Origin of the sequence: Peteryoungia algae (genome assembly GCF_030369675.1) — a bacterium.
Taxonomy (GTDB): domain Bacteria; phylum Pseudomonadota; class Alphaproteobacteria; order Rhizobiales; family Rhizobiaceae; genus Allorhizobium; species Allorhizobium algae.
Map to the genome: position 1 here is coordinate 1,722,894 of NZ_CP128477.1, position 26,455 is coordinate 1,749,348.

Consider the following 26,455-nt stretch of genomic DNA (forward strand, 5'->3'; position numbering starts at 1 on the left):
CCGACAGGGCCGGCCCGGATCGCAACGAAGATATACGGGAATACCGCATATTGCCGCAGCGACTGGCCGGCCGTTTTCCTCGGGCCGAGTTTCGGTTATGAACGCGTCCATGACCGAGACCACACCCCAGGCCGAGCCGGAGACAATCACCCTCTACGAAGCGATCGGCGGAGACCCGACTGTCAGGGCCCTGACGCGCCGCTTCTACGAGCTGATGGACACCCTGCCCGAAGCCGCCCATTGCCGGGCGGTTCATCCGGCGGACCTGACCGGCAGCGAAGAGAAATTCTACGAATATCTGACCGGCTATCTCGGCGGTCCGCCGGTCTACATGCAGAAGCGTGGCCATCCCATGCTCAGGCGCCGCCATTTTGCCGCCGAAATCGGTCCGCTGGAGCGGGACGAGTGGCTGCTCTGCTTCCGCCGTGCCCTTGAGGAAACGGTCGCACATCCCAAGCTGCGCGAAGTCATCTGGCCGCCGATCGAGAAGCTGGCCTTTCACATGCAAAACAGGGAATGAGGTCGATGGCAATCACGCGGGACAATCGTTGGGCCGCGATGGCGGCTGGACTGATCGGCGCTGCCGGCGTGGGTCTTGCAGCGGCTGCGATCCATGCGGGCGGCGATGCCCTGCTTCGCCCGGCCTCGACGATCTGCCTCGCCCATGCGCCGGCATTGATCGCACTTTCGCTGGCTGGCGATCGGATCCGGTTCTCCGGCCTGGCAGCACTCGCCATGCTGGTCGGAACGTTGCTGTTTTCGGGAGATCTCGTCTCCCGTCACGTCCTCGGCACGGGACTATTCCCCATGGCCGCACCCACTGGCGGCATGACGCTGATCGCGTCCTGGCTCCTTCTGGCGGTCGGCGCCGCCATGCGACCGCGCCCCTGACCCTGGAGCGCCAGTCGAGTTGACGGCTCTCGTCCGGCGGACGGCCTCAATGGGCGACGGCAGTCGGCCCCATCCCGGAAAACATCAGCAGGTTTCCATGCGGGTCCCGCACGTGAAACCGGACATCGCCGCCCTGGGTATCGGACGGGCAGATGGCCTCGATCCCCCGTTCACAGAAATCACGATAGATTTCACCGGGCGCCGTTGCCCGAAAGAATACCGAGCTGTTCTGACACTGAAGCGGATCGTCGCTCAGCCAGAAGTGAAGCTCCATCCCGCCGCGCCGAACAACGAGATAGTCGAGGCAATCGAGGCCCACCTCTTCGAAACCGAGATTCTCGACATAGAAATTGCGGGTTTCGACAAAGTTCAGCGAGGGAAGAATAGGAACTGCATTGAGGACAGTCGTCGCAATCGGTTGCTGGGCGTTCATGCGGAAAGTTCCTCTGCTTCCCGCATGATTGGCTCACGAAACGACTACGACCTGGCGTTGGCGTTCCGCTGCCATCGTGGCGCGGGAAAGTCTATGACGAGGGCGGGGGCCCGGTTTGATTTCGGGTAGTTGGTAGTGCGCTCGCCTACGTGCAAGCCCGGCAAAGTGATGATTTCGCATTTCGTCACTTCACGTTCTCGCGAGCGTTGCAGGATTGCATCGGCAAGCTCCGGAAGAAGACCTTCCCCATGCTCTCGCGCAAGGCTGGAGCCTACACCAAAACCGCCCTTGTCGAAACCGTCTCTGCTCATCCGTTCGAATTCCTTTCATTGAGGGTCTGCAGCGCGCGCTCGAGACTGGACTTCGAGCCATTCCGCAGCGGAATGAAAGTCTTGCCGAATTTCTTACACCCACTTTTCACCCGCAGACACGCGTCGTGGCTGATACAGTCGATCGGGCAGAAGACGCAGTCGACAGAAGGCAGCACCGTGTCGATCCGCGAAACCGCTTCCCTCAAACCACCGTCATGATGAATGAGTTCCGCGCCGAAATTGCTGGCGATCTGGCGAAGATGCGCCACCTGGCAGTCGCGACCGCCGACATAAAGGAAACTGCGCACTTCGGCGGGTGTCGGGAAGCGGCCGACCTTGGCCGGGTTCTCCGCAGGCGCCTTTTTGTCCGTATGCTTCTTCTTGTGCTTGGCCATCTCGTCCCTCTCCTCGAATCCACCTGAGCCGCAACGCGCCGCTCTGCTCTCCGGCTAGCCATACAAAACATGACAAACAGAGTAAAGTATATAGTTGACGACAATACTCATGTTTTATCGCCGCCGCTGGCAGTGCTCGATAGGGCACGGGATCTTCAAAGCTGAGCAGGAGAAGAAGACCGAGTTTTGCGGGCTTTTCCGGCCGGATCCGGCAAATTTTTACCGTTTGATAAAACTTTATTCCTGAGCTACTTTCTCCGTATCGCTTCGAAAATAAAAGAGGGAACTGCGATGCGAAGACTGGAACCGGGCCTCAAGGCCGGGCGGCTTGATGCTGCCGATTATGCGAAGAATTTCTCCGACCTCCACCCCCGCCTCGGCGGCCATGAATCCCTTGTCGCATCTGACAGATGCTATTTCTGTCATGACGCGCCCTGCATGACGGCCTGTCCCACCGCCATCGATATCCCGATGTTCATCCGGCAGATATCGACTGGCAATCCGCTTGGTGCCGCCAAGACCATTTTCGACCAGAACATCCTCGGCGGCATGTGCGCGCGCGTTTGCCCCACCGAAACGCTCTGTGAGGAAGCTTGTGTGCGCAACACGGCCGAGGAGCGCCCGGTCGAAATCGGTCGCCTGCAACGATACGCCACCGACATCGCAATCGAGGAAGGCCGCCAGTTCTACCATGCGGCCGCATCGACCGGTAAAACCGTCGGCGTCGTCGGCGCCGGCCCGGCCGGTATTGCCGCCGCCCATCGCCTTGCCCTGCACGGCCACCAGGTAACGATCTACGAAGCGCGCGAGAAGGCCGGCGGCCTCAACGAATACGGCATCGCGGCCTACAAGACCCCCAATGACTTCGCCCAGAAGGAAGTCGATTACATCCTCTCGCTCGGCAATATCGATGTGCTGGACGGTCAGGAAATGGGCATCGACTTCAAGCTTGCCGATCTCCAGGCCAAGCACGACGCCGTCTTCATCGGTGCCGGCCTCGGCAACGTCAACGGCCTCAACATACCAGGAGCCCAGATCAACGGTGTCATCGATGCCGTCGAATTCATCGCCCATCTTCGCCAGGCAGACGACAAGGCAGATGTGCCCGTGGGCCGCGACGTGGTCGTCATCGGCGGCGGAATGACCGCGATCGATGCCGCCGTGCAGGCCAAGCTTCTCGGCGCCGAAAACGTGACGATCTGCTATCGCCGCGGCAAGGAACACATGAACGCCTCGGAATTCGAGCAGGATCTCGCAACCTCGAAGGGCGTCCATATCCGCCACTGGCTGCAGCCGAAGGAAGTGGCCCATCATGGCGGCCACTGTTCGGCGATCACCGTCGAATATACCCATCTCGAAAACGGCCTGATGAAGGGCACCGGTCACACGACCGAGATCAAGGCCGACCAGATTCTGGTCGCGATCGGCCAGAAGCTCGATGCCCAAGGTCTGGACGGCTTGAAAATCGAAGGTGGCAAGATCGCCGTGGACGCCGAGGGACGCACCTCGCTCCCTGGTGTCTGGGCCGGCGGAGACTGCGCCTTCGGCGGCCAGGACCTGACGGTATCGGCCGTCGCCATGGGCCGCGACGCGGCCGAAAGCATCAACCGCTCTCTCGCCGTTTCAACGGCGGGCGTAACAGCTGTCGCATGACGCACCGCTTGGAGAGGATTTGAAAAATGGCTGATCTCAGGAATAACTTCGTCGGCATCAAGTCGCCCAACCCCTTCTGGCTGGCCTCTGCACCACCGACCGACAAGGCCTACAACGTCGAGCGCGCCTTCAAGGCCGGCTGGGGTGGCGTCGTCTGGAAGACACTGGGCTCGGAAGGCCCGCCTGTCGTCAATGTCAACGGCCCGCGCTACGGCGCGATCTGGGGCGCAGACCGCAGACTTCTTGGCCTGAACAACATCGAGTTGATCACCGACCGTCCCTTGCAGATCAACCTGCAGGAGATGAAGCAGGTCAAGATGAACTGGCCGGACCGGGCACTTGTCGCCTCGATCATGGTGCCTTGCGTGGAGGAAGAGTGGAAGGCGATCCTGCCGCTGGTCGAAGAAACCGGCGCCGATGGCATCGAACTCAACTTCGGCTGTCCGCACGGCATGTCCGAGCGCGGCATGGGGGCGGCCGTCGGCCAGGTTCCGGAATACATCGAGATGGTCGTGCGCTGGTGCAAGCAGTATTCCCGCATGCCCGTTATCACCAAGCTGACGCCCAACATCGCCGACATCCGCAAACCGGCTCGCGCGGCAAAGGCTGGCGGCACCGATGCCGTCTCGCTGATCAACACGATCAACTCGATCGTCTCGGTCGACCTCGACAGCTTTGCGCCCTCGCCCACCGTTGGCGGCAAGGGCACCCATGGCGGCTATTGCGGCCCGGCCGTCAAGCCGATCGCGCTCAATATGGTGGCCGAAATCGCTCGCGATCCGGAAACCTATGGCCTGCCGATCTCGGGCATTGGCGGTGTCACGACCTGGCGGGATGCAGCCGAGTTCCTCGTGCTGGGTGCCGGCAATGTCCAGGTCTGCACGGCAGCCATGACCTATGGCTTCAAAATCGTTGAGGAGATGATTTCTGGCCTCAACGACTGGATGGATGCCAAGGGTCATGCGAGCCTCGACGACATCTGCGGCCGCGCCGTACCGAACGTCACCGACTGGCAGTATCTCAACCTCAACTACATCGCCAAAGCCCATATCGATCAGGATGCCTGCATCAAATGCGGCCGCTGCCACATTGCCTGCGAGGACACCTCGCACCAGGCAATCACCAGCATGGTCGACGGCGTCAGGAAGTTCGAGGTGATGGAAGACGAATGCGTCGGCTGCAATCTCTGCGTCAACGTCTGTCCGGTGGAGAACTGCATCACCATGGTGGCGCTGGACGCAGGCACGCTAGACCAGCGCACCGGGCGCCCAGTCGATCCCAACTACGCCAACTGGACGACCCATCCGAACAATCCGATGGCCGTTCAGGCAGCTGAGTGACAGCACACAAGACTTGGCCCGCGCTTCGGATGACGGCGGGCCAAGTCACCCGATCAATAGACTACGAAGTGGGGGAGAGATTCAGAATTTATTCAACGCTTGCTTGCATGATAAACACCGGATTTATTGAACGCCCCCAATATTAGAGGCTTGTAAATTGCAGGATGCTGGTGAGATGCCGGGAACGACCCGAGACATAGTCGATGTCTCCGCATGGCGGGCGCGCATGCAAATCATCATTCCGAGCGTCCTCGTCTGCATCCTTGTCGTCCTATCCGCCTTCTATGCGGACCTGCAGCAGCAACAACTTTCCCTTCATGAGAGCCGCCACGAGGTCCAGCAGCGCCTCGGCCTGATCCGCACCAAGATCGAAGCCAATATCAACGCCAACACCAAGCTCCTGCAGGGCCTCGTCGCGGTGATCGCAACGGAACCGCAAATCGAAAAGACACGGTTCGAGGCGCTCGCAGAAAGTATATTCCAGATTCACTCACAGATCCGGACGGTCGTCGCGGCCCCCGATCTGATCTCGACATACGCCTATCCGCCGGAAATCAATTCTCCATTCACGGATCGGCCGATCCTGCAGGTCTGGGACCGGGACGCCCTGCTGCGCGACATGGTCGAAAAGGGAAAAGCGGTCATCACCGGCCCGACCCACCTCAACAACGGCACGCAGGGACTGGTCATCAGCATCCCCGTGCGCATCGGGAATGACAGCGGACAAATGCAGTTCTGGGGTGCCGTACTCGGTATCCTCGACCTGCCACGCCTTTATGACGACAGCGGACTTCTCGCCAACGAATTGCCGATCGAGGTCGTGATCACGGCGGAAAACAGTGTCAGCGGCGAGTCGGCGGTGATATTCGGGGACGTCAACATCCGGAACTTCGATCCGGTTCTCATGAACATCGATCTGGCGAACCGGCAATGGACGATATCAGCCATTCCGCGCGGCGGCTGGGACGCAGCGTCCAACCGGAGCGAACTGAGCCGCATCGCGATCTTCACGGCAGCGACCCTGATCTGCGGCATCATCGTATGGGTCGCGATGCTGATGAACGAGCGGCAACGCAACTTCAGGGCACTGCACGAGCGCGAAGAAGATCTGCGCACCATGTCCCACCGGCTGGGTGTCGCACTGGAATCGTCGAGAATCGGTGTCTGGGAATTGGATGTCGCCACCGGCGCGATGCAGTGGGACGAGCGGGTTTGCCAACTCTACGGCCTGCCTGCCGATACACCTATCACCATGGATCTGTGGCGCGGCATGGTGCCGGTGGAAGACATTCCGCAGATCGAACGCACGATGAACAGGGCCATAGTCCGGCAGGGTTCCTATACGGGCCAGTTTCGCATCCGGCGGGCGGATGATGGCAAGATTCGGCACATGCGCACTGTCGGCACCACCTATCGCACCCGGGATGGCGCCGTGAAGGCGCTGGGCGTCAATTGGGACGTTACGGAAGATGTCATTCTGCAGGACAATCTGCGTGCCGCCCAGATCCAGACCGAGGAACAGAATGCCGCGCTCGAATCCGCCCGCCAGAGGATGGAGCACAACGCGCTGCACGACGCCTTGACCGGCCTGCCGAACCGCCGCTACCTCGATCAGCGACTGGCGGCCCTTGATGTCCAGGACCAGCCAGGCCCGCAGCTCACCGTTCTGCATCTGGATCTCGACCGGTTCAAGGAAATCAACGACACCATGGGCCATGGGGCCGGCGACGCGATCCTGCGCAATGTCGCCACCGCCTTGCGCACCAATGTCCGCGACCATGATTTCGTCGCCCGTATCGGCGGTGATGAATTCGTCATCGTCTGTTTCGGCGAACCCGGCCAGGATGACTTCGGATCGCTGGGCCAGAGGCTGATTACCGCCGTCAACACACCGGTCCTCTACAACGGCCATGAATGCCGCGTCGGAGCCTCCATCGGGATCGCGACCAAGACCGAAGCGCATCTGGCCGCCGAGCAGGTTCTCGTCAATGCCGATATCGCACTGTACGAAGCCAAGCGCCGGGGTCGCAATCGCGTCGAGTTTTTCAACGACCACCTGCGGGCACAAACGATCAACATCAAGCAGACCGCCGATGCCATCTTGCGCTCCCTCGGAGACAAGGACTTCGTCGCATTCTATCAGCCGCAGTTCGACGCTCGAACGCTGGAGATCAACGGTGTGGAAGCCCTCGCCCGCTGGAACCACCCCCAGCAGGGCCTGCTGCCCCCTTCGGCCTTCCTCGAAATCGCCGAGAGCCTCAATGTCGTCTCGCAGATCGACGCGAGCATTCTGGATCAGGCGCTGTTGCAGCTCACTCGCTGGCGTGCGGCCGACCTCGGCATCGAACATGTCTCGGTGAACATTTCCGCCCAGCGCCTCTTCGAGGATCGCCTCGTCAGCCATCTGGAAACGCTGTCGCTGAAGCCGGGCAGCCTGTCATTCGAATTGCTGGAATCGATCTCCTTCGACGACAAGGCGGACGCCGTGGCCGAGAGCCTCGAGCGTATCCGTGCCCACGGCATTGCCATCGAAATCGACGATTTCGGCACCGGCTATGCCTCCATCCTGTCGCTGATCAAGCTCTCTCCCAGCCGCCTGAAGATCGACCGGCAGCTTGTTGCACCGATCATCGACAATCTCACGCAGCGCCGCCTGATCAGTTCGATCGTCGATATCGGACGATCCTTCGGCATCGGCATCGTCGCGGAGGGCGTCGAGACCATGGAACATGCCGCAATCCTGCGCGATCTGGGCTGTCAGACGCTGCAGGGCTTTGCCCTGGCTCGACCGATGAGCGCCGACGCCCTGATGGACTTTGCCCGCAAGCATGCCCTGGAGCGCGAAACTCTCTGGCAGCAGATGGCCTGAAGGCAGCTGGCGCCCTCAGCCCGTGAGACTGCTGCCGGCCGCATAGGCCACCCAGGCGAGACCACCGAAGTAGAGGATTGTCAGGACCACCAGAAGGTGGCCAGCCAAAACGACACCACCGTCGCGCTGCGAAATCCCCGTGGAAAGCAGCAAGATCGCGACGCCCGGCAGCGTGTTGGAAAACGGGATGAAGCTCAGCGGCATCATCAGGAGCACGGCGGCCAAGGTCAGAACCAGGCCGTTGATCCGGTTGACGAGACCACCCGTGGTCAGCCCCAGAAGACGCGGTCGCACATACCGGTCGACCTTGCGCAGAATCGTCAGCCCGCGCTCCAGCACCGGCACCAGCTTGCTGCGCTCGATTTTACGATCCGCCAGTTTCGACGGAAGCCAGGGCAAGCGATTGAAGGTCACGGCAATGCCGATCAGGACGATACCGGCACCGAAGACGGTCGACACGCCCGGAATGGAAACCGGCACAAGAAATGGCAGCGACAAGAGCCCGCAGAGAAGCAGGAGACCACTTTCCCCCATCTTCTCGAGGATCTGGCGGAGCGTTACATGCTCTTCGTCCATGGAACGGATCACGTCCTCCAGCACAGCGCTGGTGCTCTTGTCCGTGTCGGTAAAGCCGATCGTCGTTGTCATCAGGTCCGCTTTCGATTAACTGCCGTGGCAAGATCTGTGAAGGGTTATGCCGAACGGCATCGCCTCCCGCCGCAGATGAAGGAGAATACCGGTCCGGTCAAGTCACGCCCCGAGATGGCGATCGAGATTGGTCCTCACAAGGCAGATCATGACAGACCAGGTCCAGCGCAGCGCTCCCGCCCAGAACCGTCACACCATCCACGCCACCGGCCGCGAAAAGCTGAAGGCGCATGCGGCCATGCTGCTCTTCGCCGCCCTGATCGCCGGCTCCTTCTCCTTCGGCGGCATGGCGGCCCAGCATCTTGAGGCAGGCCCGCTGACGCTCTGGCGCTATCTGATGACGATGGTGGTCATGGGCATCCTGACCTTCGGCATCCTGCGCGTCCCCTTCACAATCCCCCGCCGCGTCTGGCGCTACGCCCTCCTGGGCGGCCTGATCGCGGTCTATATGCTGACCATGTTCGCGGCACTGGAATTCACCAGCCCGGTGCAGACGGGCGCCGTCTTCACCCTGATGCCGCTGATCAGTGCAGGCTTCGCGCTCCTCTTCATCGGCCAGAGGACCCGTCCCGACGTGATGGTCGCCCTTGTCATTGCGGCACTTGGCGCAATCTGGGTGATCTTTCGCGCCGATATGGCCGCTATCCTGTCCTTCGATGTCGGTCGGGGAGAGTTGATCTATTTCGTCGGCGTCGTCTGTCACGGCGCCTATGTGCCTTTGATCCGGCGATTTGGCCTCGGAGAAAATCCGGTCGCCTTCGGCTTCTGGGTTGTGGTCTTCACGATCCCCTGGCTGCTCCCGACCGGTGGGGTGCCGCTCGCCACCACCGACTTCGCCGCCCTGCCGATGACCGTCTGGGCAACGATCGCCTATCTCTCGATCGTGACGACTGCGATCACCTTCATGCTGTTGCAATACGCCTCCATGCGCCTGCCAGCCCCCAAGGTCCTCGGCTATGGCTACCTGACGCCGACCTTCATCATTCTGCTGGAAGGCCTGCTCGGCCATGGCTGGGCAAGCCCCGCCGTCTTTCTCGGCGCCCTGGTGACGGCGGCAGGCCTGCTGGTGATGGGTCTGCTCAGGGACTGACGGCTGGCTTGAGGATGAGGCCGCTGACAAAAAGGCCTTCCAGGAAGTTTGCCGCCTCGGCGAAGCGATCTGCGCCGTCACGTCCCCCCAGAACCGCCTTCACCTGCACGTCGAAATCCGCATAGTGTTGGGTCGTCGACCAGATCGAGAAGATCATGTGATGCGGGTCGCAGTCGCGTATCTTTCCGTTCGCGATCCAGGCCCGGATGACCTCGGCCTTCTCGTCCACCAGTTCCTTGAGAGGCCCCGCCAGCAGCGCTGCGATATGCGGCGCGCCCTGCAGGATCTCGTTGGCGAAGAGGCGACTTTCGCGCGGGAATTCTCGGGCCATTTCCAGCTTGCGCCGGATGTAGGAGCGAATCTCCTCCTCCGGATCGCCCTCGGCATCGAAGGCCTGCAGCGGCTCCAGCCAGTTCTCCAGCACCCGGTCGATCAGCGCCCGGTGCATCGCTTCCTTGGTGCGGAAATAGTAGAGGAGATTGGGTTTCGACATGCCGGCGACCTCGGCGATCTGGTCAATCGTCGAGCCGTGGAATCCCCGATGCGAGAATACCTCCAGCGCGGCTTCGAGGATGAGCTCTTCCTTCTCCTCCTGTATCCGCGTCCGCCTCTGGGTCTGCGCCGCTCTCGGTATGGCCATCTTCGAGTTGTTTCCAGCTAAACAATTGAACTCACACAAGAATACACGAGCCCAAATTCTGGGCATCTGCTCGATATTTTGTCGCAGATTTTTACCGATTTCGTCTTGAGTGCCGTGACGGAAGTTGTAATGTTTTACCAGTCGGTCAAATTATTGGACAGATGTCAATTAAAGGCAACTGCCGATACGACAGCGGAAAAGACAAACATAAGCCGCTGTCGCTGACCCCGGGAACAAGGGGAACGGGCGGAAGATCCGGGTCCCCGAAAAACAGGTGAGGATCTGCAATGACGGCGCAACCCGGCACAAACCTTCGCGTGAACGGCGATCGGCTCTGGGACATGCTCATGGAGATGGCGAAGATCGGCCCCGGCGTGGCCGGCGGCAACAATCGCCAGACCCTGACGGACGAAGACGCAGAGGGCCGTCGCCTGTTCCAGCGCTGGTGCGAGGATGCCGGGCTCACCATGGGCGTCGACACCATGGGCAACATGTTCATGACCCGCCCGGGCACGGATCCGGACGCTCTTCCCGTCCATGTCGGCAGCCATCTCGACACTCAGCCGACCGGCGGCAAGTATGACGGCGTCCTCGGCGTGCTCGCCGGCCTCGAAGTCATCAGGTCGATGAACGACCTCAACATAAAGACCAAGCACCCGATCGTCGTCACCAACTGGACCAATGAGGAAGGCGCCCGCTTCGCCCCGGCCATGCTGGCGTCCGGCGTCTTCGCCGGCGTTCTGACGCAGGATTATGCCTATGCCCGCAAGGACATGGACGGCAAAACCTTCGGCGACGAATTGAAGCGCATCGGCTGGCTGGGTGACGAAAAGGTCGGCGCACGCAAGATGCACGCCTATTTCGAATACCACATCGAACAGGGACCGATCCTCGAAGCCGAGGAGAAGCAGATCGGCGTCGTCACCCACTGTCAGGGCCTCTGGTGGCTGGAATTCACGCTCACCGGCCGCGAAGCCCATACGGGCTCCACCCCGATGAACCTGCGCGTTAATGCGGGCCTCGCCATGGCCCGGATCATGGAAATGGTCCAGGAGGTCGCGATGAGCGAACAGCCCGGCGCTGTCGGCGGTGTCGGCCAGGTCAAGTTCTCGCCCAACTCCCGCAACGTCCTGCCCGGCACGGTTGTCTTCACCGTCGACATCCGCACGCCAAGCCAGGAGAAACTCGACCGCATGCGCGCAACGATCGAGGCGAAGGGTGCCGAGATCTGTGCCGAACTCGGCGTTGGCTGTTCGGTCGAGGCGGTCGGCCATTTCGACCCGGTCACCTTCGACGAAAAACTCGTCGCCTCCGTGCGCAAGGCAGCGGAAGACCTCGGCTACAGCCACATGAACCTGATCTCCGGCGCTGGCCACGACGCCTGCTGGGCTGCCAAGGTCGCGCCCTCAACCATGATCATGTGCCCCTGCGTCGGTGGATTGAGCCACAACGAGGCGGAGGAGATCTCCAAGGAATGGGCAACGGCTGGCGCCGACGTCCTGCTGCGGGCGGTGCTGGAGACGGCGGAGATTGTCGGGTGATGATATCGACGCTATGTTGGGGGCTTGATGGTCCGATGGAGCACGCAACATGTCCTCGTCCACAGACAATCTTGTCCTCGAACATCTGCGCGCGATCCGCGGCAAGATGGATCGCCTCTCGGACGACATGTCAGAGGTCAAGGCCCGCCTTGGCGTTCTCGAATACCAAATCGGCGGCCTCACTGCACAGAATGCCGGTTTTTCCAATCGACTCGACCGACTGGACGACCGCCTCTCGCGCATTGAGAAACGTCTGGATCTTGTCGACGTGTAGCGTCCACACTCACAGCGCATTCCAAAAACTTCAGGAGGTCGCTCATGAAGTTGGATGAATTCGTCAAACAATCCCTGTTGGACATCTCAAAGGGCGTTGCGGCCGCTCAGGAAACCTCACTGCTTTATGTCGCTCCGGGCTACGTCAACAAAATTCGTCAAGACGGCGCCCAGAACGTGAAATTGGAGGTGGCGGTCACCGTCAACGCAGAGGGCGGCGGCGGGATATCCGTTCTTTCTTTTGGAGATCTGAAAGGATCGATTGCCCGAGAGACCGTGAGCCGTGGCAGCTTCGAGGTACCCGTCCATTTCACAGCGCCCACTATCCACAACAAGCGCCATCACAAGAATGAGGGGCCTCTGGACCCTTTGAAAGAATAGGGAGAGAGCAAATGACCACAACAGTCATCAAGGGCGGCACCATCGTCACCGCCGATCTGACCTACAAGGCCGACGTCAGGATCGAGGGTGGCGTGATCGTCGAGATTGGCCCGGATCTCTCCGGCGACACCGTGCTCGACGCGACTGGCTGTTACGTTATGCCGGGTGGCATCGACCCGCATGTGCATCTCGAAATGCCGTTCATGGGCACATATTCCGCCGACGATTTCGAAAGCGGCACACGCGCTGGCCTTGCCGGCGGCACGACCATGGTTGTCGACTTCTGTCTGCCGGGCCCCGACCAGTCCCTGCTTGAAGCGCTGCAGATGTGGGACAACAAGTCTGGCCGCGCCACGGCCGATTACTCCTTCCACATGGCCATCACCGGCTGGAACGAACGCATCTTCGACGAGATGAAGACCGTCGTGCAGGACAAGGGCATCAACACCTTCAAGCACTTCATGGCCTATAAGGGCGCACTGATGGTAAATGACGACGAGATGTTCGCCTCGTTCCAGCGCTGCGCCGAACTCGGAGCGCTTCCCCTCGTCCATGCCGAGAATGGCGATGTCGTTGCCTCCATGACGGCAAAGCTGCTCGCCGAAGGCAATAACGGCCCCGAAGCACACGCCTATTCCCGCCCCCCGGAAGTCGAGGGCGAAGCGACCAACCGCGCCATCATGCTGGCCGATATGGCAGGCGTACCGCTTTACGTCGTGCACACCTCCTGCGAACAGGCGCATGAAGCGATCCGCCGCGCCCGGCAAAAGGGCATGCGCGTCTATGGGGAGCCGCTGATCCAGCACCTGACGCTCGACGAAAGCGAATATTCCAACCCCGACTGGGATCATGCCGCCCGCCGCGTGATGTCGCCGCCCTTCCGCAACAAGCAGCATCAGGACTCACTCTGGGCCGGTCTGCAGTCGGGCTCGCTCTCGGTCGTCGCCACCGACCATTGCGCCTTCACCACAGAGCAGAAGCGCTTTGGCCTCGACAGCTTCGCCAAGATCCCCAACGGCACCGGCGGGCTCGAAGACCGCATGCCGATGCTCTGGACCTATGGGGTTGCGACCGGTCGCCTGACGATGAATGAATTCGTTGCGGTCACCTCGACCAACATCGCCAAGATCCTGAACGTCTACCCGAAAAAGGGCGCCGTCCTCGTCGGCGCCGATGCCGACCTCGTGGTCTGGGATCCGAAGCGCACGAAGACCATCTCCGCCAAGACCCAGCAGTCGTCGATCGACTACAATGTCTTCGAGGGCAAGGAAGTCACCGGCCTGCCGCGCTACACCCTGACCCGCGGCCATGTTGCGATCGAGGAGGGCACGATCAAGACCCGCGAGGGCCATGGCAAGTTCGTGCGCCGCGAGCCGTTCACGGCGGTCAACAAGGCGCTGTCGACCTGGAAGGATCTGGTCGCCCCGCGCAAGGTGGAACGCTCGGGCATTCCGGCAACGGGGGTATGAGCAGGTCGATGTCGGTCGCGCTTGTGTTCAGCCCCCTCTGTCACCTGGTGACATCTCCCCCACCCCGGGAGAGAGCGAGCCCGCGCGCCGACAGACGCGGAAACCCTCACTCAGGCGAAACCGGCATCCGCTTCGCGCCCCCTCAAGCGGCGCTGCGCGTCCCCTTCTCCCCGCTGGGGAGAAGAACAAGGTCATACCTCGACCAGCCCATCGAGCTCCGGCAAAAGCACGACGCTCTCCTGCTCGTTGGGATCTGTACGCGCGATGATCGCCGTGCAGGGCGCATTCGACAGGTTGGCGGGCAGATGCGGCACGCCGGCCGGAATATAAAACAGCTCGCCAGCGTGAACCACGACATGGTTTTCCAGCCGCTCGCCATACCAGGTATGCGCCTGGCCGGAGAGCATGTAGATCGCCGTCTCGTGGCTCTCATGCAGATGCGCCTTGGCGCGCGCACCCGGCGGCATGGTCAGCACATGCATGCAGATGCCCTTGGCACCCACGGTCTCGGCGGCGATCCCCGCAAAATAGCTCAGCCCCTGCTTGCCCTCATAGGTATGGCCGGGTTTGACGAGCCGGCAGGTGGGTGTCGCTGATGCGTCCATTGTCTGATCCTCGTCCCTTCGGCGGCAAGGCCGCCACTCCCGGTCCGCTACATCCGAGCGACCTTGTCCACGAAGAATGCAAGAGCCCAAAAGTCTTTGCAAGAAACCCGATTGGTTCCCGCGCATGAATGACCCTTATTCCGTCGTCTCGGCAAAAGATCTGAGCCTCACATTCGAGACCGATGACGGCCCGGTCCACGCCCTCTCCAATGTCGACCTGGACGTGAAGAAAGGTGATTTCGTCTCCTTCATCGGCCCGTCCGGCTGTGGCAAGACCACCTTCCTGCGCGTCATTGCCGATCTGGAAAAACACACGGGCGGCGGGATCACCGTCAACGGCATGACGCCGGAGGAGGCCCGCAAGGCACGCTCCTACGGTTATGTCTTCCAGGCAGCCGCCCTCTATCCATGGCGCACGATAGAAAAGAATATCGCCCTGCCGCTCGAAATCATGGGCTACAGCGCCGACGAGAAGAAAAAGCGCATCGAGCAGACGCTCGATCTGGTCAACCTCTCGGGCTTTGCCAAGAAATATCCCTGGCAACTGTCCGGCGGCATGCAGCAGCGCGCCTCGATTGCCCGCGCGCTCGCCTTCGACGCCGACCTGCTGCTGATGGACGAACCTTTCGGCGCGCTTGACGAAATCGTCCGTGACCACCTGAACTCAGAACTGCTCAAGCTCTGGTCCCGCACCAACAAGACGATCTGTTTCGTCACCCATTCGATCCCCGAGGCGGTCTATCTCTCGACCAGGATCGTCGTCATGAGCCCGCGTCCGGGTCGAGTGACCGACATCATCGAGTCAACGCTGCCCAAGGAACGCCCGCTCGATATCCGCGAGACGCCGGAGTTTCTGGAGATTGCACATCGGGTGCGGGAAGGCCTGAAGGCGGGGCATTCTTATGAAGAATAACATCCACCGGGAGAACTCGGTAATCCCCCTCTGCCCTGCCGGGCATCTCCCCCAAAAAAGAAGCGAGTGGAATGCGATTGCCATATCGCGCCTGTGGCAGAGCGCCAGCCTTCACCTATCCCCCTTGCGGCAGAAAGGTCACGGAGTGACAGTGGGGGGTAACGCAGCCTCCAACGGAGGAAGAACCACCCCATGAACCCCAGCTTCCTCCTCTGGCTCGGCGCCGCCATGGCAACCTTTCTCGGTGCCGCCACAGTTTCCCGCGCCTATGTCGACAACGGCAAGGTCTGGGTTCTGCTCGCCTCGCTCGCCCTTTACTGCCTTGGCAATCTGGTCATGGTGAAACTGATGCGCGAGGGCGGCCTCGGCCTGGCGATCTCGGCCTCGGCCATCGCCCAGCTGGTCCTCATCAACGTCATCGCCTTCCTGCTCTTCGGCGAGCGACTGAGTTCCATTCAGGTCGCCGGCGTAGCGCTGGGCATGGTATCCATGGCCCTGATGCTCTTTCCGGCCAAGGGAGGCGTATGACCATGGCCCAGCCATCGAGCTTCCGCGACCGCATCCTCCCCGTCCTGACAATCCTGCTGGCCATCCTCGTCATCTGGCATGTCTTCGTGGTCTATCTGAATGCACCCTTCATCCGCGACCAGGCGGCCCGCGCCAATGAGGCAGTCACCTTTGCCCAGATTGTCGAGCGCAGCTTCGCTCAGGAACGTCCGATCCTGCCAGCACCGCACCAGATCGTTGCCGAGCTCTGGGACACCACCATCAACAAGGCCGTGACCTCCAAGCGCAGCCTCGTCTATCATGCCTGGATCACGCTCTCGGCAACGCTCATGGGCTTTGCCATGGGCACGGTGCTCGGCATCGTGCTCGCCATTGCCATTGTCCATAACCGGGCCATGGACAAATCGCTGATGCCCTGGGTGATCGCCTCCCAGACCATTCCCATCCTCGCGATTGCGCCGATGATCATCGTTGTCTTGAATTCCATCGGCGTCTCAGGTCTCATGCCCAAGGCGCTGATTTCCACCTATCTTTCCTTCTTCCCGATCGTCGTCGGCATGGTGAAGGGCCTGCGCAGCCCCGATACCCTGCTGATCGACTTGATGCACACCTACAATGCCAGCCAGACCCAGACCTTCTGGAAACTGCGCTGGCCCGCTTCGATGCCCTATCTCTTCACCTCGCTGAAGGTGGCCATCGCGATCTCGCTCGTCGGCGCGATCGTCGGCGAACTGCCAACGGGTGCCGTCGCCGGCCTCGGGGCCCGCCTGCTCTCGGGCTCTTACTATGGCCAGACCATCCAGATCTGGGCGGCCCTCTTCATGGCGGCGGGCTTGGCCGCCCTGCTCATCTCGATCGTCGGCATGGCCCATACACGGGTTCTCGCACGCATGGGGGTCAAGCCATGAACGGTTACCTCGTCTTCGCCCTGGTTTTCTGGCTCGGCACCTGGGGTTTGAACCAGTGGCTGGTCGCAAGACATCCAAAGGCCCCATCGACCCGGCGCGCGATCGGGATTGCCGTGCCGCTGCTCTTCGGGATCACCCTTCTCGTCATCTGGGAATGTCTGGTTCGCGGTTTCGACATCCCCTCGATCCTGCTCCCTGCGCCCTCGATGATCTGGGCCCGCATCCTCACCTCCACCCACATCCTCTGGGCGGATTTCCAGCAGACCTTCCTCAAGTCGGTGATAACAGGGTACGTCGCCGGCTGCGGCCTCGGCTTCGTCGTCGCAATTCTGATCGACCGCTCGCCTTTCCTGCAGAAGGGCCTGCTGCCGATCGGGAATTTCGTCTCGGCCTTGCCCGTCGTCGGCATCGCCCCCATCATGGTCATGTGGTTTGGTTTCGACTGGCCGTCGAAGGTCGCGGTCGTCGTCATCATGACTTTCTTCCCCATGCTGGTGAACACGGTTCAGGGTCTGGCTGCCGCGAGCCACATGGAGCGCGACCTGATGCACACCTATGCCGCCAACTGGTGGCAGACACTGGTGCGGCTCCGGCTTCCCGCAGCCTGGCCTTTCATTTTCAATGCGCTGAAGATCAACTCCACCCTCGCGCTCATCGGTGCGATCGTGGCAGAATTCTTCGGCACCCCGATTGTCGGCATGGGCTTCCGTATCTCGACAGAGGTCGGACGCTCGAATGTCGACATGGTCTGGGCCGAGATTGCGGTCGCCGCACTCGCCGGCTCGGTCTTCTACGGATTGGTGGCACTGGCAGAACGCCGGGTCACCTTCTGGCATCCGTCCGTCCGTGGTGGACGGTCGTGAACTGAACCAAAAACAAAAGAGGGAACTGAAATGACTGTCAAACTCGCATCCCTGCTGCTGTCTGCCGCGGTCTCGCTGACCGCCATGCAGGCCGCCGCCGCCGACAAGGTGACCCTCCAGCTGAAATGGGTGACCCAGGCCCAGTTCGCCGGCTATTACGTCGCCAAGGACAAGGGCTTTTACGAAGAAGAAGGCCTCGACGTTGAAATCAAGCCGGGCGGCCCTGATATCGCACCGCCGCAGGTTCTGGCCGGTGGCGGCGCTGACGTGATCGTCGACTGGATGCCTTCCGCACTCGCCACCCGCGAAAAGGGTGTTCCGCTGGTCAACATCGCCCAGCCCTTCAAATCCTCCGGCATGATGCTGACCTGTCTCAAGGAAACCGGGATCACCAAGCCCGATGACTTCAAGGGCAAGACGCTCGGCGTCTGGTTCTTCGGCAACGAATATCCGTTCCTCTCCTGGATGAGCACGCTCGGCATCAAGACCGACGGTTCGGAAGGTGGCGTGACGGTTCTGAAGCAGGGCTTCAACGTCGATCCGCTTCTCCAGAAGCAGGCCGCCTGCATCTCCACCATGACCTACAATGAATACTGGCAGGTCATCGACGCCGGCATCAAGGAAGACGAACTGGTGACCTTCAAGTATGAAGACGAAGGTGTCGCCACCCTCGAAGACGGTCTCTACGTTCTCGAGGACAAGCTCGCCGACCCGGCCTTCAAGGAAAAGATGGTCAAATTTGTCCGCGCTTCGATGAAGGGCTGGAAATATGCGGAGCAGAACTCCGACGAAGCAGCCGAGATTGTTCTTGAGAACGACGCTTCGGGTGCCCAGACCGAAAGCCACCAGAAGCGCATGATGGGCGAAGTCGCCAAGCTGACCGCCGGTTCTGCGGGCGCGCTCGACAAGGCCGACTACGACCGCACGGTGAAGACCCTGCTCGGCGGCGGTTCCGACCCGGTCATCACAAAGGAACCGACAGGCGCCTTCACCACCGAAATCACCGACGCGGCCCTGAAATAGTCTTGGCGGACCAAACCACAACTTGGACACGGGGGGCGACCCCCGTGTCTTTTTTGTAAGTTATACTGATCAATAGTTCGGCACTAGGTCTGGCAAATCGGCAACACTACCGTTCTATATTGAACAATTTTCAAAGCCCGCGTGCGATTCGCGCGCGACTCCTCTTGCAAGCGGTTTTGCAATCCCCCACCTCTCTCGCAAGTCTTCAAATGTCGCAAATGTGATGTAGGATACTACCGTCTGAACGGACCACGGCGATGAGCTGACCCAGCCTCCACGGCGTATCAGGCCATAAATTGCGAAAATTATTCTTTGGGAAGGGTGTTATGTTTCGAAACACGAGCACGAAGGCCGTACTGATGGCCGCGAGCATGGCCTTGTCGGCGTCTGTCGCATGGGCACAGGAGTCCTCTCCCGCACCGGCTCAGAACCTTCCCGCCATTATTGTCACCACGGCAGTTAACCGTGACCTCGTTGACCGCATTGTCGCCACGGGCACCATTGCGGCGGAAGAGGAAGTCCAGATCCAGCCCCAGGTCGAAGGACTGCAGATCAAATCACTGGATGCCGATGTCGGCGACACCATTCAAGCCCAGGCCGTCGTCGCCAAGCTGAACGAGGACACGCTTTTGCTCCAGCGCAGCCAATACGTTGCCAACCGGGCGAAGGCGGAAGCCGCACTCGCACAGTACCAGGCACAGCTGGTGGAAGCCGAAGCGAGCCTGAACGAGGCTGAGCGGCAGTTTGAACGTGCAACGCGCCTGGCCTCTTCCGGTTCCGTCTCCACCTCACAAAAAGAACAGGCGGAAACGGCACTCGCCAGTGCCACGGCGCGCACCGAAACCGCCCGCCAGGCCATTACGGTGGCCGAAGCTGATATCAAGGTGGTCGACAGCCAGATTGCAGACACCGACCTTCGCCTCGCCCGAACCGACGTCAAGTCGCCGGTGACGGGTACGATCTCCGTGCGCAATGCCCAGATCGGCGCCATCGCCACGGGCGCTGGCCAGCCGCTCTTCACCGTCATCCGCGACGGACAGATCGAACTGGTGGCCGATGTGCCCGAACTCCAGATCCTGCGTCTGAAGCCGGGGCAGAAGGCCGCGATTTCCATTGCCGGCAGCACCGAGCCCCTGACGGGCTCCGTTCGCCTTGTCTCCCCGATCGTTGACCCCGTCAGCCGCCTGGGTGCTGTTCACATCGCGCTCGATGACGATGCTGCAGCCCGGGCCGGGATGTATGGCAACGCCGCGATCACCGTGACGGAAGCTGCAGGCATCGCCCTGCCCCTTTCGGCCATCACCACGGAACAGGGTGTGACGACCGTACGCAAGGTCACCGACGGCACCGTACAAATGGTCGAGATCAAGACCGGAATTCAGGACGGCGCCTATATCCAGGTGATCGAGGGTCTGGACGAAGGCGACAAGGTCGTTGCCAAGGCCGGCGTCTTCGTCCGGGACGGCGACCGCATCAATCCCGTCGAAGAAACCAGCAGCGTTTCCAACTGAGAGGCGAGCACGCCATGAATTTCTCTGCATGGTCCATACGCAATCCAATTGCGCCGATCCTGGCCTTCTTCCTTCTGATGGTCGTTGGGATCCAATCGTTCAACGCGCTGCCGATCACGCGTTTCCCGAACATCGACGTCCCCCTGGTCGCCATCACCGTCAGCCAGAGCGGCGCCTCCCCGGCTGAGCTCGAAAGCCAGGTGACGAAGGAAGTCGAAGACGCCGTGGCCTCGATCACCGGCGTGGACGAAATCAACTCGACCGTGACGGACGGCAAGTCCCAGACGCTCGTCATGTTCCGCATGGAAGTGCCGACGGAACAGGCTGTCCAGGACGTCAAGGATGCGATCGACCAGGTCCGCGGCGACCTGCCGGCCTCTGTCGACGAACCGATCGTCACGAAGATCGATGTCGAAGGACAGGCGATCCAGAGCTTCGCGGTCTCTTCTCCCAACATGAATCTCGCCGAACTGTCCTGGTTCGTCGATGACACCGTCAAGCGCGCCCTGCAGGGCCAGCCGGGCATTGGCCGGGTCGATCGCTACGGCGGCTCCGATCGCGAAGTGCGCGTCGAACTCGATCCCAATCGTCTCGATGCACTGGGCGTAACGGCCTCGGACATTTCGAGCCAGTTGCAGGGCACCAATATCGATCTCGGCTCCGGTCGCGGCCAGGTTGCGGGCGCGGAACAGTCGATCCGTACGCTCGGCGACAATCGTGATGTCGAAAGCCTTGCCAACACCACGATCGCCCTGCCCGGTGGCCGCTTCGTCAAGCTGTCTGACCTCGGACGGGTCTTCGACACCTATGAGGAACAGAAGTCCTTTGCCCGGCACGATGGCAAGCCGGTCGTCTCCTTCGCCGTCTTCCGCGCCAAGGGCGCGAGCGAAGTCACCGTCGCAGAGACGGTCGCCGAGAGCCTGGCCCAGGTGCGGGCGGAGAACCCCGACGTCCAGATCGAAATGATCGACGATTCGGTCTATTTCACCTACGGCAACTACGAAGCCGCCATGCACACCCTCGTCGAGGGCGCGATCCTCGCCGTCATCGTGGTCCTGCTTTTCCTGCGCAACTGGCGCGCAACGCTCATCTCTGCCGTGGCGCTTCCGCTCTCTGCCATCCCCACCTTCTGGGTCATGGACATGATGGGCTTTTCGCTGAATCTCGTCAGCTTCCTGGCGCTCACGCTCGCGACCGGTATTCTCGTCGACGACGCGATCGTCGAGGTGGAAAACATCGCCCGCCACATCAAGATGGGCAAGACGCCCTATCGCGCCGCGATCGAGGCGGCCGACGAAATCGGGCTGGCCGTCATCGCGACGACCTTCACGATCATCGCGGTCTTCGTACCCGTTTCCTTTATGCCGGGCATTCCGGGCCAGTATTTCATCCAGTTCGGCCTGACGGTCGCCTTCTCCGTCTTCTTCTCGCTGCTTGTCGCGCGCCTCATCACGCCGATGATGGCCGCCTATCTGATGCGGGCCGAAGACGCGATGGACGATCATCACGACAATGACAGCCTGCCGCTGAAAATGTACACGAGGCTCGTGCGCTTCACGACGCGCCACTGGTATTCGCGCCTCGGTACCCTGGCGGCGGCCATCGCCTTCCTGATCGGCTCCATCATCCTTCTCGCCGGCGTTCCCGGCAGCTTCATTCCCCCGGAAGATGCTGGCCGTATCGTCCTGTCGGTCGAACTGCCGCCTAACGCGACGCTCGACGAAACCGAGCGCAAGACGGATGAGATCTACGCGGCGATCAAGGACGTGCCCGATGTCGCGAGCGTCTTCATCCTCGGCGGTTCTTCGCCGCGCGGCGAGCTGGAGCTGCGCCGCGCCAGCGTGACGATGAACCTTGACCGCATCGAACACTCGCTCAGCAAGACGCTGGTGAACGATGGTCTTGGCGGATTGCCCCTGATCGGCGATTACCTTCCAAAGCTGCCCGAAAACGGCCGTACGCGTCCGCAGTGGGATATCGAGGAAGACGTCTTCGCCAGACTGGCCCCGATTGCCGATATCCGCGTCATCAAGCTCAACGACCGCGGCGAACGCGACATCACCTTCAACTTCCTCTCCAAGAACGAGGAGGAACTGAACCAGGCCGTCGGCATTCTGGAAGCCAAGCTTCGCCAGGCGCCGGAACTCGCCAATGTCAGCGCCGACGGCGCCCTGCCCCGACCGGAACTGCAGATCCGCCCAAGGGCCGACGAGGCAGCCCGCCTTGGCATCACGGCGCAGCAGATCGCACAGACCGTCCGCGTCGCAACCATCGGCGATATCGACGCGGCCCTGCCGAAGATCTCGCTCGACAACCGGCAGATCCCGATCCGCGTTCAGGCTTCGCTGGACTTCCGCACCGATCTGGCGGCCATTCGCAACCTGAAGATCCGCACCTCAAGCGGTGCCACGGTACCGCTCGCAAGCGTCGCCGACATCGACTATGCGGAAGGCGTTTCCTCGATCAAGCGCAACGACCGCAACCGGGTTGTTTCGATCGGTGCCGGCTTGCCGCAGGGCGTAGCACTCGACACGGCGACCGCGGCCTTCCGCGACACGGTGGCGACGGCCGAGATCCCGGAAAGCGTGCGCCTTGCCGAAAGCGGTGACGCCAAGATCCAGGCCGAGATGCAGCAGAGCTTCCTCAACGCGATGTTGCTCGGCCTGCTTCTGGTGCTGACTGTGCTGATCCTGCTCTTCAAGGACGTGATCCAGCCCTTCACCATCCTCTTCTCGCTGCCGCTTGCAATCGGCGGCGTGGCGGTCGCGTTGATCATCACCAACAACGCGCTGTCCATGCCCGTCTTGATCGGCATCCTGATGCTGATGGGGATCGTGACGAAGAATGCCATTCTGCTGGTGGACTTCGCCATCGAGATGCGCCGCCAGGGCATGCATCGCCTCGAAGCCATGGTGGAGGCCGGCCGCAAGCGCGCCCGTCCGATCATCATGACCTCGATCGCCATGTCTGCCGGCATGCTGCCCTCGGCGCTGGGCGTCGGCGAAGGCGGCTCGTTCCGCGCCCCGATGGCGATTGCCGTCATCGGCGGCATCATCGTCTCGACCGTGCTCAGCCTTGTCGTCGTTCCGGCCTTCTTCCTGATCCTCGACGACCTCTCCAGCCTGCTCGGCTGGGTCTTCAGCCGCTTCGTCGGCAAGAAGGAGGAAGAGGAAGAGCCGCTTACGCCGGAAGTCCTGTCCTTCCTCACCCGCAAGAACGTGCAGGCGCTGGAGGCGGTGGAGAGGCGGGTCGCGGCTGTCGAGCGCAGCCAGCCCGCAAGTCGCAAGAGCGACGGCAGCGGCAACGGCAACGTGATCAATCTGCCGCCACTCGCTGCGGAGTAAGATAGGTTCATCACACCAAGAGGCCGGGCTTAGTGCCCGGCCTCTTGCGTTCACATACCGAACCTCACTTTAGGCAATCCTGATTTGCCACCGGATCGATTGATCGAAATCAATCCGAACTTCCCCACCTCGCTATATCGTGACCGGATTGGAAAGGGCGCAATCACCCGGACCTGCAGGCGAAGCGCTTATCGGACAAGGCCGCAGGCCGGCGCGACGACCGCAGCGGTGCATGCCCGAATGCCATTATGGATGGGGAGCCGTGACGACCGTGAACAAGATCCTGAGACTGAACACGCGCGACAAGAACACGCTTCTGCGAACGTCGTTCTTGTCTCAACTCGGCCCGGTGGCCATGGCCTCGATGATGGAGATTGCAAACATCTCCAACTACGAGGCGCGAGATGTGCTCTTCCGCGAAGGCGAGCCCGCCGACTCCTTCTACAGCGTCCTGAGCGGGTATGTCCGGCTCTACCGTCTCAACAAGGATGGCCGCGAAGCCGACATCCGCATTTGTGGCCCCGGCGACACCTTTGCCGAATGCCTGCTCGCCATGGGCGACAAGTATTTGTACAATGCTCAGGCCGCAGAAAACGTGACGCTTGCCCGCTTCGACCTGCAGCGCGTGCGCGCGCTCGCCGAACAGGAGAAGGACATCGCTAAGGCGATCATCCGCTGCCTGTCGGATCATCTGCGCACGACGATGGACTGCATCGCCAATGATCGCCTGCAAACGGCGCCTCAGCGGGTCGCGCACTATCTCCTCACCCATTGCGCAACCGACGGCGGACCGGCGTCCATCCGCCTGCCCTTCCAGAAGAGCCTGCTTGCCGGCAAGCTCGGTCTGGCACCAGAGGCATTGTCACGGGCCTTCTCGAGCCTGCGCCGTGCCGGTGTGACGGTGCGCGGCCGCACGATCCAGATCAGCGACGTCAACACCCTCCGGCAGATCTGAGCGCGGCAAGCCGTGAGCCAGCCTTCCGCTCAGAGCCCCCCGCTCTGCTGCAGGAAGCTGACGATCCGGTCGACGCCCGCGCCGCGCTTGAGATCGGTGAAGACAAAGGGGCGTTCGGAGCGCATGCGCCCCGCATCCCGCTCCATGACCTCGAGATCGACGCCGACATGCGGCGCGAGATCGGTCTTGTTGATGACAAGCAGATCCGACCGCGTAATCCCCGGCCCACCCTTGCGCGGGATCTCCTCGCCCTGGCAGACTGAGATGACATAGAGCGTGATATCGGCAAGATCGGGCGAGAAGGTTGCAGCCAGATTGTCGCCGCCCGACTCGATGAAGACGACGTCGAGATCCGGGATTCGGGCGTTGAGGTCGGCAATCGCCTTCAGATTGATCGAGGCGTCCTCGCGGATCGCCGTGTGCGGACAGCCGCCCGTCTCTACCCCCACGACACGATCAGAGGTCAGGGCCTGCATGCGGATCAGCGCATCGGCGTCCTCACGGGTATAGATGTCATTGGTGACCACGGCGATGGAATAGTCGTCGCGCATGGCCTTGCAGAGTTTTTCCGTCAGCGCTGTCTTGCCGGATCCGACCGGCCCGCCAATGCCGACGCGGAGGGGACCATTCTTCGATTTCATCATGTTCATCCTGTTGGCTCCCACATTCAGGGAGTAGATGGGCTAGGACTGGAAGAGACGTGAATACTGAACCTCATGCCGCATGCTGAGTGTATCCGCGACGATGGTGGCCGACCCGAGATCGTCGAGCCCCAGTCGGCTCACCTCTAAGGCGGCATCAAGGATCGGTGCCTCTGCGGCAGCGAGGATGGCAAGCCCGCGCGTCTGTCCGATGACACCGAGGCGGATCGCCACCGACACATATTGCGAGACCTGGGCATGCAGGAAGGCCGCGATGGCATCCAGCTTGGACACGCCATGCGCCGAAGCGATCGCGCCTACCGCAACACCATAGGGCACGGGCCCCGCAAGCGAATCGATCACCGGATGCGGCCAGGCCGCAGCGGCCTTGACGAAGGCCTCGCCGAGGCGGGTGGTTTCCGCATGCCGTTCGGCAGAGCCGGCCAGCGCCGTAGCGAGCGAGACGATCTCTGCGAGTGTTTGGCCCTCACGGTGAACACGATGCGCCACGGCAAGCAGGATCGCATCATTGCGCAGGCCGCCATGCGCAAGCAATAGCCCGAGCCAGGCCTCGACCCCGTCACCATCGCGCACATGTTCTTCGACGACAGCGCTTTCCAGTCCCGCCGAATAGGAAAAGCCGCCGACCGGGAAGGCGGGCGAAAGCCAGGCCATCAGCCGCAACAGCCCCTGACTACCGGCCCGCTCTTCGGCATGCAGCTCAGCCATGGCCGGTCTCGTGGTGACCTCCAGAATGTCCATGCCCGCCATGCGCGTGATAGGCGCCACGAACCGGCTGGAACGGCTCGATGATTTCGCTGACCGTGGCACCCAATCCGGCAAGCATGTCGCGGATGACATGATCGCGCTGGATCAGGATACGATCGGTCTCGATCTGGGCGGCGAGATGCCGGTTGCCCAGGTGCCAGGCGAGCTCGATCAGATGAAGCGTGTCGCGCGCACGGATCTCGAACAACCGCTCCTCGGCCGCCTGAATCTCGATCGTGGTCCCATCGTCGAGAAGCAGCCTGTCGCCATGGTGGAAAAGCACCGCCTCCTTGAGGTCGAGCATGACCATCTCGCCATTGTCGAGATGCAGCAATTTGCGCCTCAGATGGCGTCCGTCATGGGGAAGAACGACAATCCCCTCGGGCGCATCCGTGATGAACCCGGCAGGTTTGAAAGACGTCGCGCGCTGCATGAATACTCCGACATGGCTGTTTTTTGAACCATGCACAGGAATGAGGCAAG

Annotated in this window: 26 protein-coding genes; 18 read left to right on the forward strand and 8 right to left on the reverse strand. The window is 61.5% G+C overall.

The annotated features are described in order from the left end of the window. Window positions 1-109: 109 nt before the first annotated feature. Both QTL56_RS08435 and QTL56_RS08440 read left to right on the forward strand, forming a co-directional pair. Entirely contained in the window at window positions 110-520 is a 411-nt protein-coding gene (locus QTL56_RS08435; protein ID WP_229574371.1) for a globin domain-containing protein, read from the forward strand. Window positions 521-525: 5 nt separating this feature from the next. Next, window positions 526-891 carry a DUF423 domain-containing protein gene (locus QTL56_RS08440; RefSeq protein ID WP_245136288.1) on the forward strand — a complete coding sequence of 122 codons (366 nt, stop codon included), beginning with the start codon at window positions 526-528 and terminating at the stop codon, window positions 889-891. A 46-nt stretch (window positions 892-937) separates the two neighbouring features. Here QTL56_RS08440 and QTL56_RS08445 read toward each other — a convergent pair whose 3' ends face one another. Both QTL56_RS08445 and QTL56_RS08450 read right to left on the reverse strand, forming a co-directional pair. Continuing rightward, on the reverse strand, window positions 938-1,324 hold the full coding sequence (locus tag QTL56_RS08445) for a VOC family protein (RefSeq protein WP_245136287.1): 387 nt from the start codon (window positions 1,322-1,324) through the stop codon (window positions 938-940). 307 nt (window positions 1,325-1,631) lie between these two features. After that, complete coding sequence (locus QTL56_RS08450; RefSeq protein WP_229574377.1) at window positions 1,632-2,030, reverse strand: DUF2325 domain-containing protein; 399 nt, start codon at window positions 2,028-2,030, stop codon at window positions 1,632-1,634. A 291-nt stretch (window positions 2,031-2,321) separates the two neighbouring features. On the opposite strand from QTL56_RS08450, the gene QTL56_RS08455 reads away from it, so the two are divergent. From QTL56_RS08455 to QTL56_RS08465, 3 genes are all read left to right on the forward strand, one after another. Continuing rightward, window positions 2,322-3,683 (forward strand): NAD(P)-dependent oxidoreductase, encoded by a 1,362-nt coding sequence (locus QTL56_RS08455; RefSeq protein ID WP_245136286.1) that lies wholly within the window; start codon window positions 2,322-2,324, stop codon window positions 3,681-3,683. Window positions 3,684-3,709: 26 nt separating this feature from the next. Further along, window positions 3,710-5,023: an NAD-dependent dihydropyrimidine dehydrogenase subunit PreA gene (gene preA, locus QTL56_RS08460; protein ID WP_245136285.1), complete on the forward strand. Its 1,314-nt coding sequence runs from the start codon at window positions 3,710-3,712 to the stop codon at window positions 5,021-5,023. A 226-nt stretch (window positions 5,024-5,249) separates the two neighbouring features. Then, entirely contained in the window at window positions 5,250-7,892 is a 2,643-nt protein-coding gene (locus QTL56_RS08465) for a bifunctional diguanylate cyclase/phosphodiesterase (RefSeq protein WP_245136284.1), read from the forward strand. Window positions 7,893-7,907: 15 nt separating this feature from the next. On the opposite strand, the gene QTL56_RS08470 is transcribed toward QTL56_RS08465, so the two are convergent. After that, a complete protein-coding gene (locus tag QTL56_RS08470; protein ID WP_229574382.1) occupies window positions 7,908-8,540 on the reverse strand; it encodes an exopolysaccharide biosynthesis protein in 633 nt (210 codons plus the stop codon). A 148-nt stretch (window positions 8,541-8,688) separates the two neighbouring features. Here QTL56_RS08470 and QTL56_RS08475 point away from each other — a divergent pair, with 148 nt between their 5' ends. Beyond that, complete coding sequence (locus QTL56_RS08475; protein WP_245136283.1) at window positions 8,689-9,630, forward strand: DMT family transporter; 942 nt, start codon at window positions 8,689-8,691, stop codon at window positions 9,628-9,630. On the opposite strand, the gene QTL56_RS08480 is transcribed toward QTL56_RS08475, so the two are convergent. Further along, the gene (locus QTL56_RS08480) at window positions 9,620-10,270 is read right to left on the reverse strand and encodes a TetR family transcriptional regulator C-terminal domain-containing protein (protein ID WP_245136282.1); all 651 of its coding nucleotides are present in this window, start codon (window positions 10,268-10,270) and stop codon (window positions 9,620-9,622) included. The genes QTL56_RS08475 and QTL56_RS08480 overlap by 11 nt on opposite strands. A 287-nt stretch (window positions 10,271-10,557) precedes the next feature. Here QTL56_RS08480 and QTL56_RS08485 point away from each other — a divergent pair, with 287 nt between their 5' ends. From QTL56_RS08485 to hydA, 4 genes are read left to right on the forward strand one after another with little or no spacing between them, the layout of a single operon-like run. Continuing rightward, window positions 10,558-11,811, forward strand: coding sequence for a Zn-dependent hydrolase (locus tag QTL56_RS08485; RefSeq protein WP_245136281.1), 1,254 nt, complete (start codon window positions 10,558-10,560; stop codon window positions 11,809-11,811). 49 nt (window positions 11,812-11,860) lie between these two features. Next, window positions 11,861-12,085 (forward strand): hypothetical protein, encoded by a 225-nt coding sequence (locus tag QTL56_RS08490; RefSeq protein ID WP_245136280.1) that lies wholly within the window; start codon window positions 11,861-11,863, stop codon window positions 12,083-12,085. A 44-nt stretch (window positions 12,086-12,129) separates the two neighbouring features. Beyond that, window positions 12,130-12,465, forward strand: coding sequence for a hypothetical protein (locus QTL56_RS08495; protein WP_245136279.1), 336 nt, complete (start codon window positions 12,130-12,132; stop codon window positions 12,463-12,465). Window positions 12,466-12,476: 11 nt separating this feature from the next. Then, window positions 12,477-13,934, forward strand: a complete 1,458-nt coding sequence (gene hydA, locus QTL56_RS08500; RefSeq protein ID WP_245136278.1) for a dihydropyrimidinase — start codon at window positions 12,477-12,479, stop codon at window positions 13,932-13,934. Window positions 13,935-14,125: 191 nt separating this feature from the next. Here hydA and QTL56_RS08505 read toward each other — a convergent pair whose 3' ends face one another. Further along, on the reverse strand, window positions 14,126-14,539 hold the full coding sequence (locus QTL56_RS08505; RefSeq protein ID WP_229574389.1) for a cupin domain-containing protein: 414 nt from the start codon (window positions 14,537-14,539) through the stop codon (window positions 14,126-14,128). A 124-nt stretch (window positions 14,540-14,663) separates the two neighbouring features. On the opposite strand from QTL56_RS08505, the gene QTL56_RS08510 reads away from it, so the two are divergent. The 8 genes from QTL56_RS08510 (at window position 14,664) to QTL56_RS08545 (ending at window position 24,563) form a co-directional block, all read left to right on the forward strand. Continuing rightward, complete coding sequence (locus QTL56_RS08510; protein ID WP_229574390.1) at window positions 14,664-15,452, forward strand: ABC transporter ATP-binding protein; 789 nt, start codon at window positions 14,664-14,666, stop codon at window positions 15,450-15,452. Window positions 15,453-15,644: 192 nt separating this feature from the next. Continuing rightward, complete coding sequence (locus QTL56_RS08515) at window positions 15,645-15,980, forward strand: hypothetical protein (RefSeq protein ID WP_229574391.1); 336 nt, start codon at window positions 15,645-15,647, stop codon at window positions 15,978-15,980. Window positions 15,981-15,982: 2 nt separating this feature from the next. Further along, window positions 15,983-16,867 (forward strand): ABC transporter permease, encoded by an 885-nt coding sequence (locus tag QTL56_RS08520; protein WP_245136277.1) that lies wholly within the window; start codon window positions 15,983-15,985, stop codon window positions 16,865-16,867. Beyond that, a complete protein-coding gene (locus QTL56_RS08525) occupies window positions 16,864-17,730 on the forward strand; it encodes an ABC transporter permease (RefSeq protein WP_245136276.1) in 867 nt (288 codons plus the stop codon). The genes QTL56_RS08520 and QTL56_RS08525 overlap by 4 nt, the downstream gene beginning before the upstream one ends. A 30-nt stretch (window positions 17,731-17,760) precedes the next feature. Further along, window positions 17,761-18,753: an ABC transporter substrate-binding protein gene (locus QTL56_RS08530; RefSeq protein WP_229574394.1), complete on the forward strand. Its 993-nt coding sequence runs from the start codon at window positions 17,761-17,763 to the stop codon at window positions 18,751-18,753. A gap of 326 nt (window positions 18,754-19,079) precedes the next feature. Next, entirely contained in the window at window positions 19,080-20,264 is a 1,185-nt protein-coding gene (locus tag QTL56_RS08535; protein ID WP_245136275.1) for an efflux RND transporter periplasmic adaptor subunit, read from the forward strand. Window positions 20,265-20,278: 14 nt separating this feature from the next. Further along, window positions 20,279-23,608, forward strand: coding sequence for an efflux RND transporter permease subunit (locus QTL56_RS08540; RefSeq protein ID WP_245136274.1), 3,330 nt, complete (start codon window positions 20,279-20,281; stop codon window positions 23,606-23,608). Between the two features lie 232 nt (window positions 23,609-23,840). Then, window positions 23,841-24,563, forward strand: coding sequence for a Crp/Fnr family transcriptional regulator (locus QTL56_RS08545; RefSeq protein ID WP_289393511.1), 723 nt, complete (start codon window positions 23,841-23,843; stop codon window positions 24,561-24,563). Window positions 24,564-24,592: 29 nt separating this feature from the next. Here QTL56_RS08545 and ureG read toward each other — a convergent pair whose 3' ends face one another. Genes ureG through ureE form a run of 3 tightly spaced genes read right to left on the reverse strand, consistent with a single transcriptional unit; the run spans window position 24,593 to window position 26,405 of the window. Continuing rightward, window positions 24,593-25,204: an urease accessory protein UreG gene (gene ureG / locus QTL56_RS08550; protein WP_229574943.1), complete on the reverse strand. Its 612-nt coding sequence runs from the start codon at window positions 25,202-25,204 to the stop codon at window positions 24,593-24,595. A gap of 42 nt (window positions 25,205-25,246) precedes the next feature. Continuing rightward, entirely contained in the window at window positions 25,247-25,933 is a 687-nt protein-coding gene (locus tag QTL56_RS08555; RefSeq protein WP_245136272.1) for an urease accessory protein UreF, read from the reverse strand. Further along, a complete protein-coding gene (gene ureE, locus QTL56_RS08560; RefSeq protein ID WP_229574399.1) occupies window positions 25,926-26,405 on the reverse strand; it encodes an urease accessory protein UreE in 480 nt (159 codons plus the stop codon). The genes QTL56_RS08555 and ureE overlap by 8 nt, the downstream gene beginning before the upstream one ends. Window positions 26,406-26,455 lie beyond the last annotated feature (50 nt).